General features: G+C 49.6%; 14 protein-coding genes. 5 read left to right on the forward strand and 9 right to left on the reverse strand.

What is annotated here, in order from left to right; genetic code table 11:
- Positions 1-249: 249 nt before the first annotated feature.
- Positions 250-1,926, forward strand: a complete 1,677-nt coding sequence (locus tag H6F86_RS20350) for a CTP synthase (protein WP_190450513.1) — start codon at positions 250-252, stop codon at positions 1,924-1,926.
- Between the two features lie 19 nt (positions 1,927-1,945).
- On the opposite strand, the gene H6F86_RS20355 is transcribed toward H6F86_RS20350, so the two are convergent.
- The 8 genes from H6F86_RS20355 to H6F86_RS20390 form a co-directional block, all read right to left on the reverse strand.
- Positions 1,946-2,797: a M48 family metalloprotease gene (locus H6F86_RS20355; protein WP_199305389.1), complete on the reverse strand. Its 852-nt coding sequence runs from the start codon at positions 2,795-2,797 to the stop codon at positions 1,946-1,948.
- A 198-nt stretch (positions 2,798-2,995) separates the two neighbouring features.
- Positions 2,996-4,306 (reverse strand): Gfo/Idh/MocA family oxidoreductase, encoded by a 1,311-nt coding sequence (locus tag H6F86_RS20360; RefSeq protein WP_190450514.1) that lies wholly within the window; start codon positions 4,304-4,306, stop codon positions 2,996-2,998.
- A 42-nt stretch (positions 4,307-4,348) separates the two neighbouring features.
- Positions 4,349-5,284, reverse strand: a complete 936-nt coding sequence (locus tag H6F86_RS20365; RefSeq protein WP_190450515.1) for a glycosyltransferase — start codon at positions 5,282-5,284, stop codon at positions 4,349-4,351.
- A 60-nt stretch (positions 5,285-5,344) separates the two neighbouring features.
- A complete protein-coding gene (gene rfbC, locus H6F86_RS20370) occupies positions 5,345-5,884 on the reverse strand; it encodes a dTDP-4-dehydrorhamnose 3,5-epimerase (RefSeq protein WP_190450516.1) in 540 nt (179 codons plus the stop codon).
- A complete protein-coding gene (locus H6F86_RS20375) occupies positions 5,884-6,912 on the reverse strand; it encodes an SDR family oxidoreductase (RefSeq protein WP_190450517.1) in 1,029 nt (342 codons plus the stop codon). The genes rfbC and H6F86_RS20375 overlap by 1 nt, the downstream gene beginning before the upstream one ends.
- Positions 6,913-6,934: 22 nt before the next feature.
- Positions 6,935-8,149 (reverse strand): L-2-hydroxyglutarate oxidase, encoded by a 1,215-nt coding sequence (lhgO, locus tag H6F86_RS20380; RefSeq protein ID WP_190450518.1) that lies wholly within the window; start codon positions 8,147-8,149, stop codon positions 6,935-6,937.
- 84 nt (positions 8,150-8,233) lie between these two features.
- Entirely contained in the window at positions 8,234-9,007 is a 774-nt protein-coding gene (rfbF, locus tag H6F86_RS20385) for a glucose-1-phosphate cytidylyltransferase (RefSeq protein WP_190450519.1), read from the reverse strand.
- 469 nt (positions 9,008-9,476) lie between these two features.
- Complete coding sequence (locus H6F86_RS20390) at positions 9,477-10,037, reverse strand: helix-turn-helix transcriptional regulator (RefSeq protein ID WP_190450520.1); 561 nt, start codon at positions 10,035-10,037, stop codon at positions 9,477-9,479.
- Positions 10,038-10,284: 247 nt separating this feature from the next.
- On the opposite strand from H6F86_RS20390, the gene ureE reads away from it, so the two are divergent.
- The 4 genes from ureE (at position 10,285) to H6F86_RS20410 (ending at position 13,572) form a co-directional block, all read left to right on the forward strand.
- On the forward strand, positions 10,285-10,752 hold the full coding sequence (gene ureE, locus H6F86_RS20395; RefSeq protein ID WP_199305390.1) for an urease accessory protein UreE: 468 nt from the start codon (positions 10,285-10,287) through the stop codon (positions 10,750-10,752).
- Between the two features lie 269 nt (positions 10,753-11,021).
- Positions 11,022-11,711, forward strand: coding sequence for an urease accessory protein UreF (locus H6F86_RS20400; RefSeq protein WP_190450521.1), 690 nt, complete (start codon positions 11,022-11,024; stop codon positions 11,709-11,711).
- Positions 11,712-11,870: 159 nt separating this feature from the next.
- Entirely contained in the window at positions 11,871-12,392 is a 522-nt protein-coding gene (locus H6F86_RS20405) for a pentapeptide repeat-containing protein (RefSeq protein ID WP_190450522.1), read from the forward strand.
- A gap of 31 nt (positions 12,393-12,423) precedes the next feature.
- The gene (locus H6F86_RS20410) at positions 12,424-13,572 is read left to right on the forward strand and encodes a 5-(carboxyamino)imidazole ribonucleotide synthase (RefSeq protein ID WP_199305391.1); all 1,149 of its coding nucleotides are present in this window, start codon (positions 12,424-12,426) and stop codon (positions 13,570-13,572) included.
- Positions 13,573-13,641: 69 nt separating this feature from the next.
- On the opposite strand, the gene H6F86_RS20415 is transcribed toward H6F86_RS20410, so the two are convergent.
- A complete protein-coding gene (locus H6F86_RS20415; protein ID WP_190450523.1) occupies positions 13,642-14,127 on the reverse strand; it encodes a hypothetical protein in 486 nt (161 codons plus the stop codon).
- Positions 14,128-14,372 lie beyond the last annotated feature (245 nt).

Consider the following 14,372-nt stretch of genomic DNA (forward strand, 5'->3'; position numbering starts at 1 on the left):
TTAGACACATTATGAATGCAGCGAAACAGGATGTTGAAGTCCCTTTAGTACGAGCAGCAGACACAAAAGTGCCTTTCCTGCCGCTCCCCACTCCCATAAACTGAAAACTCTCAGTCTTCTCCTTTAGCTTTCAGCCCTCAGCTTTCAGCCCTCAGCTTTCAGCCCTCATCCCCCCATCTCTCTTCCTTATGGCAGAATGAGTTGGATACGACACCAGGCAAGTCCCTTACTCTATTTCTTCCCCAACCTATGGCTACTAAGTTTGTTTTTGTAACGGGCGGTGTCGTTTCTAGCATTGGCAAGGGGATTGTAGCAGCTAGTTTAGGGCGCTTGCTCAAGTCGCGACAGTACTCCGTTTCCATCCTGAAGCTTGATCCCTACATTAACGTTGACCCAGGTACGATGAGTCCCTTTCAACATGGTGAGGTGTTTGTCACCGAAGATGGTGCCGAAACAGATCTCGACTTGGGGCACTACGAACGCTTCACCGATACGTCAATGTCGCGGCTCAACAGTGTGACAACGGGATCAATCTATCAGGCAGTGCTAAATCGAGAGCGCCGGGGTGATTATGACGGCGGCACTGTGCAGGTGATTCCCCACATCACCAACGAAATTAAGGAGCGGGTGCGGCGCGTTGCTAAGGACACGAATCCTGATGTCGTCATTACCGAAATCGGCGGTACGGTCGGCGATATTGAGTCGCTGCCGTTTCTCGAAGCGATTCGCCAGTTTCGTAAAGATGTCGGGCGACAAAATGTGCTGTATATGCACGTCACGCTGGTGCCCTGGATCCCTTCCGCAGGGGAAATGAAAACAAAGCCGACTCAGCATTCAGTCAAGGAACTACGATCGATCGGTATTCAGCCCGATATTCTTGTTTGTCGGAGCGATCGTCCCCTGCCGCCGGGACTCAAGGAAAAGATGTCAGGCTTTTGCGATGTGCCGGCTGAGTGTGTAATTACGTCTCAAGATGCCAGAAGTATCTATGAGGTGCCGCTAAATCTGGAACGTGAAGGGCTAGCGCATCAGGCAATTGAGCTTCTGCAACTGGAGCAGCGTCAGCCTGATTTGACGCAATGGGCAACATTGGTCGATCGTCTGTATAGCCCCAAAAAGACGGTCGAAATTGCGATCGTTGGTAAGTACGTGCGTTTGAGCGATGCGTATTTATCGGTGATGGAAGCACTCCGCCATGCCGCGATCGCGCTTGATAGCGACCTCAACATTCGCTGGGTTAACGCTGAAGATATTGAAGACGACCATGCCACCAATCATTTAGAAGGCGTTCAGGGCATCATCGTCCCGGGAGGCTTTGGCATTCGGGGCATTGATGGCAAGATTGCGGCGATCGAGTATGCACGGACGCACCAAATTCCGTATCTCGGTCTATGTTTGGGCATGCAGTGTTTGGTCATCGAATGGGCGCGGCATATCGCCAACTTGCCCGATGCTCATAGTGCTGAATTTTCTACTGAAGCAAGCAATCCTGTGATCAACCTCTTGCCAGAACAGCAAGACGTGATTGACTTAGGCGGCACTATGCGGTTGGGGCTCTACCCTTGCCGTCTGTCGTCCAACACCCTTGCCTTTAAGCTTTATCAAGAAGAGGTCATCTATGAACGGCATCGCCACCGCTATGAATTCAATAATGCCTACCGGAACCTCTTCACCGAAACAGGCTACACCATCAGCGGCACCTCCCCTGATGGTCGTCTAGTCGAGATTGTAGAATTGTCGAAACATCCGTTTTTCATCGCAACTCAGTTCCATCCTGAGTTTCAATCACGCCCAAGTGCGCCCCATCCACTGTTCAAAGGGTTTGTCCAGGCTGCGTTGGCGCTCTCAACTGCTAGTGTGAGCGATGAAAACAGCCATGCACAAGCACAGGCGATCGACCCAGAGCCAGTAAGTGTAGCGCTGTAAGCCTTATGGAAAGGGTTGCTTAAAGACGAGCTTTCACCATTTGAGCGAATAGCTCACGGTTGTTCTTCAAGTTTCTGGGAAGACCCTGCGGGTACGTTTGGGTAATCAATGTTTGTAACCGCTTGACGCGATTATCAGGGCTAGGGTGAGTGCTAAAAAAGGCTGGTGGTCGTCCATCTTGCCGCGTAACTCCCAAGCTTTGTATCAGTTGAACAAAGCCTTGCGGGTCATAGCCTGCTTCGGTCATAAACCGTAAGCCCAGTCGATCGCTCTCCAATTCATCATCACGTCCGTAGCGCAGACTCACCAGTTGCTTAACTGTTTGTGCCAGTACTGCCGCTTTGTCTTGGCGATCGTTTGTAGTGGCATTAATAGCAGAGACTGGTAACTGGCTAACCGGGTGCTTTGTTAGATGCTCGGCACCATGACGCGCCACCACATGACCGATTTCGTGACCGAACACGGCTGCCAGTTGTGCTTCAGAGGTTAATTGTCTCAGTAAAGCAACGGTAAGAAAGACCTGCCCTCCCGGTAGTGCAAAAGCATTGATGGCACGCGAGTCACGCAATAGGTGAAACTCAAAGGGATAGGGGGATCGGAATGCGGTTGATCGCTCCACGATCTGCTTACCGACCTGATTGACATACTGCTGAAGCAGAGGGTCAGGATGCAAGCCATTATGTTGAGCCACCATCTGCTGCCGTGCTTCTAGCCCTAATACTATTTCCTGTTGCACCGATAGCTGCACATTTTGCTTCTCGCCTGTAATGGGGTTTTCAGCGGTGCTGCTACAGTAGTTAAGCAGCCCAAGCAGAACGATAAGAAGCGCAATACCTAACCGAACGAGCGATCGCACAGCGTTACTCTTCAATGATTCATTTAGACAAGCACTATTTGACGAAAGGATAGCAGAGGCAGGGCAGATAAGGTCGCTTTGACAAACGCAAAAACCGAGTTTCTTTAAACATTAGACTTTAAGCCTGACGTTTAGAAACCCGGTTTTCTTCAATGTGCTACTGCGATCGCCTTCAAAGGCTAGGACAGACCAAGCTGGCTGTTGCGATAGCCGTTACACAGTGGCAAGGACTGGGGTAGGAGCAAAGTAAGCGTTTTGTTCTGCCCGCAGCTTATCGGAAAGGCGATTTGGTGGCAATTCCACATCGTCATAGGTTAGCGCCCGGTCTTTAGGAAGATCGCGCTTCAGGCGGCAACCCTCTGCCAAACCCATAGGCAAAAGATTCTCCGCCTGCACAACCTCAGAGTTTTCGCACTGCCCATAGGTCATGTAGAAGCCAATGCCATCCAGCGTTTCGCCTGCTTTCAGGTCAATTTTGGCAACGGTAATGACATCGACAACAGGGGCAGCGATCGGAGCCATGACAGCATCATGAAACAACACGACCCGCGCTACGGATAAGGGCACTTCAAAATGGCAGAGGTGATACGGTGTGTAGAAGCTGTACAGCGGACCTTCACCCAACTTGTAGAGGTTCAGATAGTGCCGCTGCTTGGGATCGTCGTGGGTGCCAAAAACAAAGACACCGGGACCTGGCTTTGCGCCCACTACATAATCGACAATGCCGCCCAGAGATTTGAGTTGGTCAATGTCATACATACTGGTCATTTCATCGACGTGCCCAGAGAAGTCGTAGCCCAACATCCCGCGTTTAGCAACTTTCATCCCTGTTGCGTTAGCCACGATCGCCTGCTCAAAGGAAATTTTGCTACCATCGGCAAAGCTGGTGACCATATGCGCTTGTTGCCCCCACTTCTTGGCAAACCCTTCCTGGGTGGTGGGGTTGCGATACGGGTCTTGCAAGCCTTTGATATTGCCACAGAGCAACGGCGTGAGACCAATGCTTTTGACAAAGCGGTAAAGGTTGATCTCGACACCTGGTTGATCGCCATCACAGGCAGAGAGCACTACACCTGCGCGATCGGCATAAACCTTCAGGATGGGTCCGATGGTGCCATCGAGTTCAGCATTCATCAAGACAACGTGCTTCTTGTGAGCGATCGCCTCTAGCACCACTGCGGCACCAAACTCGATCGTGCCCGTGACTTCAATCAGCGCATCAATCCCTTCGGCGCGGCACAGCAACATTGCATCATCCGTTACCGCATACTTACCTTGTGCAACAGAGGCTTCTAAATCAGCAACCGTGTTTACAACCTGGAAGGTTTCGATACCCACTTCTGTATAGGCACGCTTTGCCCCATCCAAATTACGGTTAAAAATAGCAACCAACTCCATCCCTGGCACCGAGTTTGCAATCTGGTTCGCGATGCCACGACCCATAAAGCCAGCACCAATCATGCCAACTTTAATGGGCTTTCCTGCTTCGGCACGTGCTTTTAGGGCAGTATCAACAATAAACATGAGTAATCTCCTACAAGAATCTTTTAAGTGGCGCAAATGTTCTTAGTGAACTTGAATTTCCTGCTTATGCTGCGGGACAACGCTAGAACGTTGAGGACTAGTGAAAAAGCTGAAAAGAAAGTGCTTGAGCAGTCCCTGCACCTCTCCAACTTGCCAACCGAAGCTAAATAACCAGTTAGAAAAAGCTGCTCTTTTTGACACGGGAGGCTTGTGTAAGAGATGTTGCAAAAGCGCGAATGTCCTTCTAAAGAGTTCAAGCTTGCCCATCCCAACTCCATACCGCTTCCGAATTAATGGGTTGTCTTCACCCCATCGGTGCGCTTGACGATAAATATCGCGCCATGTATGACGAATGCGATAGTGAACGACAATCTGAGGCGCGAAGTGGAGCGGAATACCTGCAAGTTGCACTCTAAAGGAATAATCCATATCCCAAGCGCAGGGGAAGGAGGTATCAAACTCGCCGACTGTTTCGTAGACAGAGCGTTTCATACCCAAATTACAGCCATAGGCAAAAGAAAGATAAGGTTTGTGCTTTACCACGATAAGTGCCTCTGATTGAGCCCCATTGCCATTAGCTTCAAGAATCCAGGGTTCGTTCAGCCGGGTGTACTCCAAAGCACCAGCTACGCATTGGTGTTGAGCAAGCGCTTCTGCCATTTGAGCTAACCAGTCTGTTGCAACTTCGTCATCTGCCTCACAGAAGGCTACAGCATCACCGTCTGCCGCCTGAACACCAGTGTTGTAAGAGTGAGCAACGCCTAGTCTCGGACCAGGAGGTGTGTAAGCATTGACAATGCGTAGGTGCGGTAGGCGATCGCGGTAGCCCTCAACAATTTCCATTGAATGGTCAGTTGAGCCATTGTTAACAACAATGAGTTCCCAAGTTCCGGCCCACTGTTGCTTTGCCAGTGACTCAAGTTGAACCGCGATCGTCTTCTCACCGTTGTAGCAGGGCAAAATTACACTTAGCTTCATGCCTTTCCTTCTGAAGAAAACAGTGTCCTGAAGGCAAATAATGCATTTTAGCCTTTTCGCCTAGGCTGGAACCGCTTCAAATAAGGACCAGGCAGCATCCTTTTCAGAAATGACCGTTACGGGAAGGGGCCATTCGATACCGAAGGCAGGATCGTCATAGCGCAAGCCGCGCTCGTAACCAGGAGTGTAAAACTCACCCACTTGATACACGACTTCGGCATCGTCGGTGAGCGCTTGATAACCGTGGGCAAATAGTTCTGGCACATAAAGCGCTCGTCGATTTTCTGCCGTCAATTCCACGCCAATGTGCTGTCTGTAAGTGGGAGACTCAGGACGCATATCAATGATGACATCGTAGATAGCGCCCTTTGTGCAGCGGACTAGCTTGGTTTCGCAGGCGGGTGCAACCTGGTAGTGCATCCCTCTCAGTGTGCCTGCCTTGTAGTTAAAGGACAGATTGCATTGAGCAACAGTTGGCTTCAGTCCGTGGTCTTCAAATTCTTTGGCGCAGAAGGTGCGGGCAAAACCACCGCGATCGTCGTTACGCAGCTCCAAATCAAGAATAAATGCGCCTTTTAGCTTCGTTTCTGTGAATTTCATTACTTGCTCCAAAAGAAATCTTTGTCAATTTGTTGGGTGCGAATCAGGTACTCAAGCTGTTTCAAACGAGTAAAGCCGCGTGACTCAAAGACTTCTTTCGTCATATCAATGCGGGTAAATAGATCGAAAAGCTGCTGGGCACCACGTTCGGCATTCCAATCGCACTTAAAGCCTGGTAGTTGCGTATTGATTTTCTCGAAGGAAACGCGGTAGCTGCGGTTGTCAGAGCCGCTATCACCAAAGCTTAGTTGACAGCCTTCAAACACGCTGGCAATGATTTCGGCAATTTCTTTGACTCGGTAGTTATTAGTCGTATCACCAACGTTAAACACCTGATTGTGCACAATGTCGCGGGGTGCTTCTAATGCACAGGCGATCGACTTGGCAATATCCAGCGCGTGCACCAGCGGTCGCCAAGGTGTGCCGTCGCTAATCATTTTGATTTCTTTCGTCGTCCAGGCAAGACCAGCCAGATTGTTCAGCACAATGTCAAAGCGCATCCGGGGAGAAGCGCCAAAGGCAGTGGCATTCCGCATGAACGTGGGCGAAAAGTTGTCATCCGCAAGTGGCTTCAAATCCCGCTCTACAAGGGTTTTGCATTCAGCATACGCAGTCTGAGGGTTAACGGGCGTTTCTTCAGTGGTCAGACCGTCGCCGCTAGCAACACCATATACACTACATGAAGACATATAGACAAAGCGCCGTACACCCGCTGCTTTTGCCAGTTCAGCCAGCCGCACCGAACCTTTATGGTTAATGTCATAGGTAATAGTTGGCGACAGTTGTCCCGTTGGGTCGTTGGACAATTCTGCCATGTGAACGATCGCTTCAATACCCGCTAAATCTTCAATGGTAATGTGGCGAATATCTTTGTTAAGGGTTTTAGCCGTTAAGTCTGTGCCGTTGTAAAGCCAGCCAACCTTATAGTAGCCAGTATCAACTGCTGTGATTTCATGCCCACGCTCCATCAAGAGGGGAGCCAAGAGTGAACCAAGATACCCTTCTGTTCCAGTAACCAGTACTTTCATTGCTTCTTCCTAGTAATCAGTGCTAAACGTTGACGGTGGTGCGTAAGTGCTGTGGCGCAGGGATTTGCGCGACAATGGCTTTGCCAATTTCAATGGATGAGGTTGCTGCAGGAGAGGGCGCGTTGCAAACGTGAACAGACTGCTGACCTTTGATAATCAGAAAGTCATCGACCAACTTACCATCGTTCATGAGTGCCTGCGCCCGAACGCCTGCATGAGTAGGCACAACATCCGCCGCTTGCACTTCTGGGATTAAACGCTGCAAGCTATGGACAAAGGCTGCTTTGCTAAAAGAACGAATGATCTCTTTAATCCCTTCATCAGCGTGCTTGGCAGCCAATTTCCAAAAGGCAGGGTAGGTCATCACTTCAGCAAAGTCACCCAGGTCAAAGTCGGTCTTTTTGTACCCTTCGCGTTTGAGACTCAGCACTGCATTGGGACCAGCATGGACGCTGCCGTCAATCATGCGGGTAAAGTGAACGCCCAGAAACGGGAAGTCAGGGTTTGGAACAGGGTAGATGAGACCTTTAACCAAGTAGCGTTTTTCGGGAGTCAGCTCGTAGTACTCCCCTCGGAAAGGCACAATTTTTGCCTTCGGGTCAACGTTACCAAGTTTGGCAATACGATCGCTGTGTAAGCCTGCACAGTTAATCACAAACTGCGTTTCAAAGGTGCCTTGATTGGTTTCAAGTACTTGACCAGTCGCCGTTTCAACAATCTTTAGAACTTTAGTGTTAAGTCGTAAATCGCCACCGCTCAGTTGAATGAGTTCAGCGTATTTTTGACAGACTTTTTTGTAGTCAGCAATGCCTGTAGAAAAAACCTGTACTCCGGCAATGCAGTTGACATGCGGCTCAATTTCACGCACTGCTTCAGCAGTCAGGCGAGCAACTTTAATATCATTCTGCAAGCCGCGCTGATAAAGATTCTCCAGCAACGGTAACTCTTTCTCTTCTGTGGCAACAATGACTTTGCCGCAGACTTCGTAGGGGATGTCATGTTCCTGGCAAAAGGCAACCATTGACTGGGCACCTGCACGGCAAAACGTTGCCTTAAAGCTGCCTGGTTTGTAATACAACCCAGAGTGGATTACGCCACTATTATTACCAGTTTGATGAAAAGCCCAGCGACTTTCTTTCTCAAGCACCAATATCTTTGCATCTGGGTAGCGCTGACTCAAGGCGACACCCGTAGAAAGACCGACGATGCCACCACCGACGATCGCAAAATCGTACATAAATTCTTGTCCCTGCTTAAGTGATAGCTAAACCCTTATCTCGCCAACGCTGCTAGCAAAGCAGTCGTATTTCCACCAAACTTTCTACCAAACTTTCCAGGGTGCTTTCCCTTCTTTCCATAGCTCGTCGAGATACATTTTGTCTTTAAGCGTGTCCATTGGTTGCCAAAAACCGCTGTGTCTAAAGGCACTAAGCTTACCAGCCTGAGCGATCTTTTGCAGAGGCTCATGTTCCCACATCACAGAGTCATCAGTAATGTAGTCAATCACTTCTGGTTCGAGAACAAAATAGCCACCGTTAATCCAGGCACCATCGCCACCTGGCTTCTCATGAAATTGATTAATTTTGGTTTGTTCTTTTGACAGTGAAATCGCACCAAAACGTCCGGGAGGCTGTACGGCGGTAAGGGTTGCTGACACACCTTCTGCTTTATGAAAGGCAACTAATTCAGTAATGTTGACGTTACTTACCCCATCACCATAGGTAAAACAGAAGGTTTCATTGCCGACGTGCTCTTGCACACGCTTCAGCCGTCCACCTGTCATCGTATTTTCACCAGTGTCAACTAGCGTGACGCGCCAGGGTTCAGCTTTACCGGCATGAATGTTCATTTGATTAAAGCGCATATCAAAGGTGACATCTGACATACGCAAAAAGTAGTTTGCAAAAAACTCTTTGATAACGTAACCTTTGTAGCCGCAGCAAATGACGAAATCATTGATTCCGTGGGCAGAGTAGGTCTTCATAATGTGCCAAAGAATGGGTTGTCCACCCACTTCAACCATTGGTTTTGGCTTAATAGTCGTTTCTTCACTCAATCGTGTACCCAAGCCGCCTGCCAAGATTACTGCTTTCATGCAACCACCTTTTGAAAGTTTGCGACGAACTGACCCGTGCTTATAGATTGAATAGTAATCCTAGCGTTTAGTGATTTCAGTAAAGGTATGGTAATTTCAATGACTCCTCTATGAAGGAAATACAAAGATGTCCGTTTATCCACGGAGTATTCCTATCTGTGGCGGATTTAGTCATGCACCAGATGAAGCTACTAACGTAGTTAGTGAGTTCGGTAAAGGTATGATAATTTCAATGACTGCTCTATGAGGGCAATAAAAAGATCTTCGCTTACCTACGGAGTATATCTATCCGTACCAGATCTAGTAAATATAGCCATGATGAAGCTACTAGTATAAGCTGATAGAGTGTGAGCGCATAGCTCCATCTTTTGACTGTTAGTTTTCAGCTTCAAAGCCCCTACAGTCTGTTGCCATAAGTAAGCGAAAAATTAGCTAAAGAACCTGCCAGTCTTTAAGCTCTCTAGTTGCTTCAATCTGCAATCGCCATTACTATCTGACGCTTGGCGTGGATGTTTTTCATGTGTTTCTTCACCGTATTATGGGTGATGTAAAGTTCTGCAGCGATCGCTTTGTAGGAGTAGCCAGCACGGTAACGCAGCCAGACTTCCAGTTCACGGGGTGTAAGTCCGTAACGCTGCCCTTCACCGATCGCTGCCTGCTGCACAGACTGAAGCCGATCTTCTAGCGTAATCAGTAAGCAAGGGCGCTGAAAGCGTTCAAGGGTTAGCCATTGTGCTCGTACACGATAGGAGTCCGCTTGACCTGTAGTGATTTCATCTTCGATCGTCAATGCTTTATTGGGATAAAGATTAAGGCTGCCGATCAGGCATTGGCACGCTCGCCAGATTTCTTGAGGCACGCGATCAGGCTGGGCGATACCTTTTGTGAGTTGATCGCAAATGTGGCGAGCGCGATCATTTGCGTGTATCCATTCACCTTGTTCAGACAAAATCAAGACGCCATCAATAAAGCCTTCCAGTACAGCTTGAAGCAACGAAGGTGGTTTTGCAGTCGAAATGACGGTATCCATCGTGAGTTCATTGGGGGCTAAAGGAACAGCTCATGCAAAGGCTACGCACTCTGTCTCAGGCACGCGATCGCAACTAACGGTGAAGCCGTTTAGCTGCCACTGGTGATGAGATGAGCCAAGCACTTAACAGAGGTGCGAACCTTATTTAACTTCTTTGAAAAATCAGCCCGTTTCGGAAGCGGAGGCGATCGCTTCATAAAAGTACGTTGAATACACTAAGCTTTGGTTGAGATGCTCTAGACCCGCTATGCCAGACGCAAGGACGTTAGCTGAAGCCGTGATTACAACGCTGACACAACGCTTAACGGTAAGCCCACAAGCAGCGGTTGCCTTTACCCTCGCTCTAACAGCCGAAGAACGAACGCGATCGCGCTACCGCTTTGAAAGCCTGGATGGACAGTCGGTTTATCTTCAGTTACCCAGGGGTACTGTGCTACGCGATGGCGATTTTTTGCAGTCTGACGATGGTTTTGTAGTGCAGGTGAGCGCCAAACCAGAACCTGTTTTAACCGTCACGGCTGAGAGTGAACTGCCGTTGCTGCAAGCGGCATATCATCTCGGCAACCGCCACGTACCGCTAGAGATTATGCCAACTTATTTGCGGCTGTCTCCTGATCCTGTCTTACGCGCTTTATTAGAGCATCGAGGTCTGCGCGTTGTTGAGGAAGTTCAGCCATTTCACCCAGAGACAGGGGCTTATGGGCATGGGCATTGAGGAGGTGGAAGAGTGAAGGAGTGGAAGAGTGAAGGAGTGGAAGAGTGAAGGAGTGGAAGAGTGAAGGAGTGGAAGAGTCGTATTTTGTGTCGCTTCATTAGAGGTTTTTGATTGCGTTTTGTCGGCTAGTTACTTACGTTTTGCCAGTTAATTACTGATCACTGAAAGCTGAAAACTGACTGCTCATAGAAGGGTTTTGATTGCGTTTTATCGGTTGGTCACTGAATCGCTGAAAGCTGACTGCTGAAAGCGCATGGAAGGATATAGAAATGGAAAAAAACAATCATCAGGGTGCATTGCTGCGGTTGTTGCAGTTAGCGAGTCCGGCGTTGCCAGTTGGTGCTTACAGCTATTCTGAAGGACTTGAGGCGTTAGCTGAGGCTGGCAGATTGAGCGATCGCGATGCGCTTGAAAGCTGGCTAGTGCAGGAGCTTCGGTATGGTGCTATTCGTGTTGAAACGGCGGTCATGGTACGTGCCTATAGAGCGTGTCAGCTAGACGATTGGGATGCTTTGGGCGACTGGAATCGCTGGCTATCGGCAGCGCGTGAGACGGAGGAGTTGCGACACCAAAGTTTGCAGATGGGGCGATCCCTCTTGCGGCTGTTGCAAGATTTGCACCTTGTAGAGCTACCGCAAAGTATTGTTTTACAAAAAGATGGCTGCCATTTTGCGATCGCCTTTGCCCTTGCAGCGGTACGATGGCAGATTGACCTGCCTTCAGCCATGCTGGGCTATTTGCATAGTTGGGCAAGTAATCTGGTCAATGTGGGTGTCAAGCTGATTCCATTAGGGCAAACAGCAGGACAGCAGTTGTTATTGCAGCTTCAGCCTGCGATCGAAGATGCCGTTGAGGCGGTTTTGTTGCTGCAAGATGACGATTTAGGCAGTTGCAGTTGGGGATTAGCCTTGGTAAGCATGGCGCATGAAACTCAGTACAGCCGCTTGTTTCGGAGCTAGCTAGTCAAAAAGTCAGCAATTAGCGGTCAGCGGTCAGCATGGCATTTAACGCTAAAAGCTAAAGGCTAGAAGCTGAAAGCTAACCCAGAGTATTGATAAAGCAAAGGCGATCGCTTCACTTCTGACTACACTAAGAGATGTCGTTTCCATGCTGTGCGAATGCTGATAAATCGCTTTTTTGTCGTGCTGTTCGCGTTGTTGCTGACAATCGGTATGGTTTCGGTGCCAGCACAGGCGGTTACAGGTGCCAAATACTCTTCTCAATATACGCCGCCGCCTTCTTACAGCAATGCTGAACTAGCAGGCAAAGATTTCTCTGGGCAATCGTTGCGAGTGGCAGAGTTCTCGAACGCTAACCTCAACCGCACGAATTTTGCTTATGCAGATCTGGCTGGGGCAGTCTTTAGCGCTTCGACGATGACGGAAACGAACTTACACGGTGCTGATTTGACCCAGGCCATGCTGGATCAGGTGAAGCTATCGCGGGTTGATCTCAGCGATGCCGTTTTGGTGAATACGATGATGCTCCGAACCGTTTTTGATGCGGTGAACATCAACGGTACTGACTTCAGTGATGCGATTTTAGACAAGGTGCAGATTCGAGAATTGTGCGGCATGGCAAGTGGGGTAAATTCTAAAACGGGTGTGGAGACGCGGGAGTCGTTAGGGTGCAGGGAGTAAAGAAGAGGGATTGAGGGATGAGGGATGAGGGATGGTGATTAAACGTGTGGGTGTGATCGGTGGTGGGCAACTTGCCTGGATGATGGCAGGCGCAGCCGCTAAACTGGGTGTTGAATTGGTGGTGCAAACACCGTCTCGTGATGATCCAGCGGTAAGTATTGCGGCAGAGGTGGTTCTGGGGGCGATCGATGATGCAACGGCGACGGCACAATTGGCAGCTCAATGCAATGTCATCACCTTTGAAAATGAGTTTGTCAATCTGGAAGCACTTTCACAACTGGCAACGCAGGGAGTCTGCTTTCGACCAGGGTTGGAGTCGCTAAAGCCACTGCTGGATAAGTATCATCAGCGCTGTTATTTACAGAAATTAGGTCTGCCAACGCCTCAGTTTGCGGCTTGGGATAACACCTGGCAGCAAGCGCTAGAAGAAGGTGCTCAGAACGTCCCGGTTTCATTTCCGTTTGTGCTGAAAACCCGTCGGCATGGGTATGACGGTCAAGGCACATTCATCATTAAGGATGCCCAGGCATTGAATGCGGCGCTGGGGCAGTTGGAGGACTCTCAGTTATTGGTGGAGGCGTTTGTGCCGTTTGAGCGGGAATTGGCAGCGATCGCCGCTCGTTCCACTACAGGCGAGATTGTTGTCTATCCGATCGTCGAAACACAGCAGGAGCAGCAAGTATGTCAGCGTGTCTTTGCGCCTGCCAAGCTGAGTGCGGCGATCGCTGGGGACGTGGAAGCGATCGTCCAGACGCTACTCGATCGCCTGCAAGTAGTTGGTGTATTTGGCATTGAGTTCTTTCTCACTGCTGATGGCAAAGTGTTGGTAAACGAGATTGCGCCACGCACGCACAACTCAGGGCACTTTACGCTGGATGCGTGCGAAACATCTCAATTTGAACAACAGTTGCGATCGGTCTGTGGTTTGCCGTTAGGTAGCCCAGCCATGCAGTCGCCTGGAGCCGTCATGGTCAACCTTCTGGGCTATGAGCAGTCTCAAAGTGACTATCAAGCTAAGCGACAGCAGCTAGCCGCGATGCCGAAGTCTCATTTGCACTGGTACGGCAAAAAGGAATCTCGTCCAGGGCGCAAGCTAGGGCACATTACGGTGCTGCTGGAAGACGCACAGCAAGGAGAGGTGATCGCGAGTACGATCGAAGCCATCTGGTATGGCAGCTAAACGTTAGCAGCTAGTGCAGCTCCAATAGATAACAGCTTGCGGGCTGTCAAACCGATTAGGCTTTTACCTTCAGCCCTCAGCACTGGTGTGTCCATTAGAGGTTGATTTTGGCTGGTTCAGTGACTGACATTGGGCGATCGCGGCATTGTGGGCTGCGAGATACTCTTTGCCGCCCAGCATCAAATCGCCATAGTATTCGTAAGGAGCCTTGCCATAGATTGGTAGTGGATCGTCGTCGGGATAATCTTCCTTAGCCTCTTCGATCGCGGCTTTCAACTGTTTCACCGTGAGTCGCTGAGCAGGAAAGTAGTGGAGTGCAGTAGCGGGGCGGTTAAAGTGCGGCAGCGACGGGTCAACGATGCAATTCTCCAGTTCTAGCCAACTATGCTCGATCGGCTTATGTGGCTGCCCTGCCAACGCTACAAACCCCTGTACGTAGATTGCGCCTTTTGTAGCCAGTGCCGCACGGTAGGCATTGTCAAACGGTGCTTTGGCTTTGCTTTTGATGCTAGTAGACAGCGCTATCGACTGCTCTGCATCCAACGGTTTATTCATGACGATCGTCTAGAGTCCACTGCTCTAAACAATAGCGCTTCCATTGAGGTGCCGTCGAATCGTTGCAATATCTGCTCTTGTGAGACCTGTAACTCTTGTCATAACGGTGCTGTTGCCTGCTCCACAGGGCTCATCCCCCCTTGTCCACTTCAACATCTGTCACAAGAGGTATAGCAAACGTAGGCTAGTAGCGAGATGATGAATATGTGAGGAGTACGAATCGAATACAAAAAGCCCCTGAAGTC

The organism is Phormidium sp. FACHB-592 (genome assembly GCF_014695795.1).
Lineage (GTDB): Bacteria > Cyanobacteriota > Cyanobacteriia > Leptolyngbyales > Leptolyngbyaceae > Stenomitos.

What these genes read in the sequence shown, in the direction of transcription:
- rfbF (WP_190450519.1), bottom strand. Translation starts at nt 9,007, where the DNA reads ATGAAAGCAGTAATCTTGGCAGGCGGCTTGGGTACACGATTGAGTGAA.
- H6F86_RS20415 (WP_190450523.1), bottom strand. Translation starts at nt 14,127, where the DNA reads ATGAATAAACCGTTGGATGCAGAGCAGTCGATAGCGCTGTCTACTAGC.
- rfbC (WP_190450516.1), bottom strand. Translation starts at nt 5,884, where the DNA reads ATGAAATTCACAGAAACGAAGCTAAAAGGCGCATTTATTCTTGATTTG.
- ureE (WP_199305390.1), top strand. Translation starts at nt 10,285, where the DNA reads ATGCCAGACGCAAGGACGTTAGCTGAAGCCGTGATTACAACGCTGACA.
- lhgO (WP_190450518.1), bottom strand. Translation starts at nt 8,149, where the DNA reads ATGTACGATTTTGCGATCGTCGGTGGTGGCATCGTCGGTCTTTCTACG.
- H6F86_RS20365 (WP_190450515.1), bottom strand. Translation starts at nt 5,284, where the DNA reads ATGAAGCTAAGTGTAATTTTGCCCTGCTACAACGGTGAGAAGACGATC.
- H6F86_RS20360 (WP_190450514.1), bottom strand. Translation starts at nt 4,306, where the DNA reads ATGTTTATTGTTGATACTGCCCTAAAAGCACGTGCCGAAGCAGGAAAG.
- H6F86_RS20405 (WP_190450522.1), top strand. Translation starts at nt 11,871, where the DNA reads ATGCTGATAAATCGCTTTTTTGTCGTGCTGTTCGCGTTGTTGCTGACA.
- H6F86_RS20350 (WP_190450513.1), top strand. Translation starts at nt 250, where the DNA reads ATGGCTACTAAGTTTGTTTTTGTAACGGGCGGTGTCGTTTCTAGCATT.
- H6F86_RS20400 (WP_190450521.1), top strand. Translation starts at nt 11,022, where the DNA reads ATGGAAAAAAACAATCATCAGGGTGCATTGCTGCGGTTGTTGCAGTTA.
- H6F86_RS20390 (WP_190450520.1), bottom strand. Translation starts at nt 10,037, where the DNA reads ATGGATACCGTCATTTCGACTGCAAAACCACCTTCGTTGCTTCAAGCT.
- H6F86_RS20410 (WP_199305391.1), top strand. Translation starts at nt 12,424, where the DNA reads ATGGTGATTAAACGTGTGGGTGTGATCGGTGGTGGGCAACTTGCCTGG.
- H6F86_RS20375 (WP_190450517.1), bottom strand. Translation starts at nt 6,912, where the DNA reads ATGAAAGTACTGGTTACTGGAACAGAAGGGTATCTTGGTTCACTCTTG.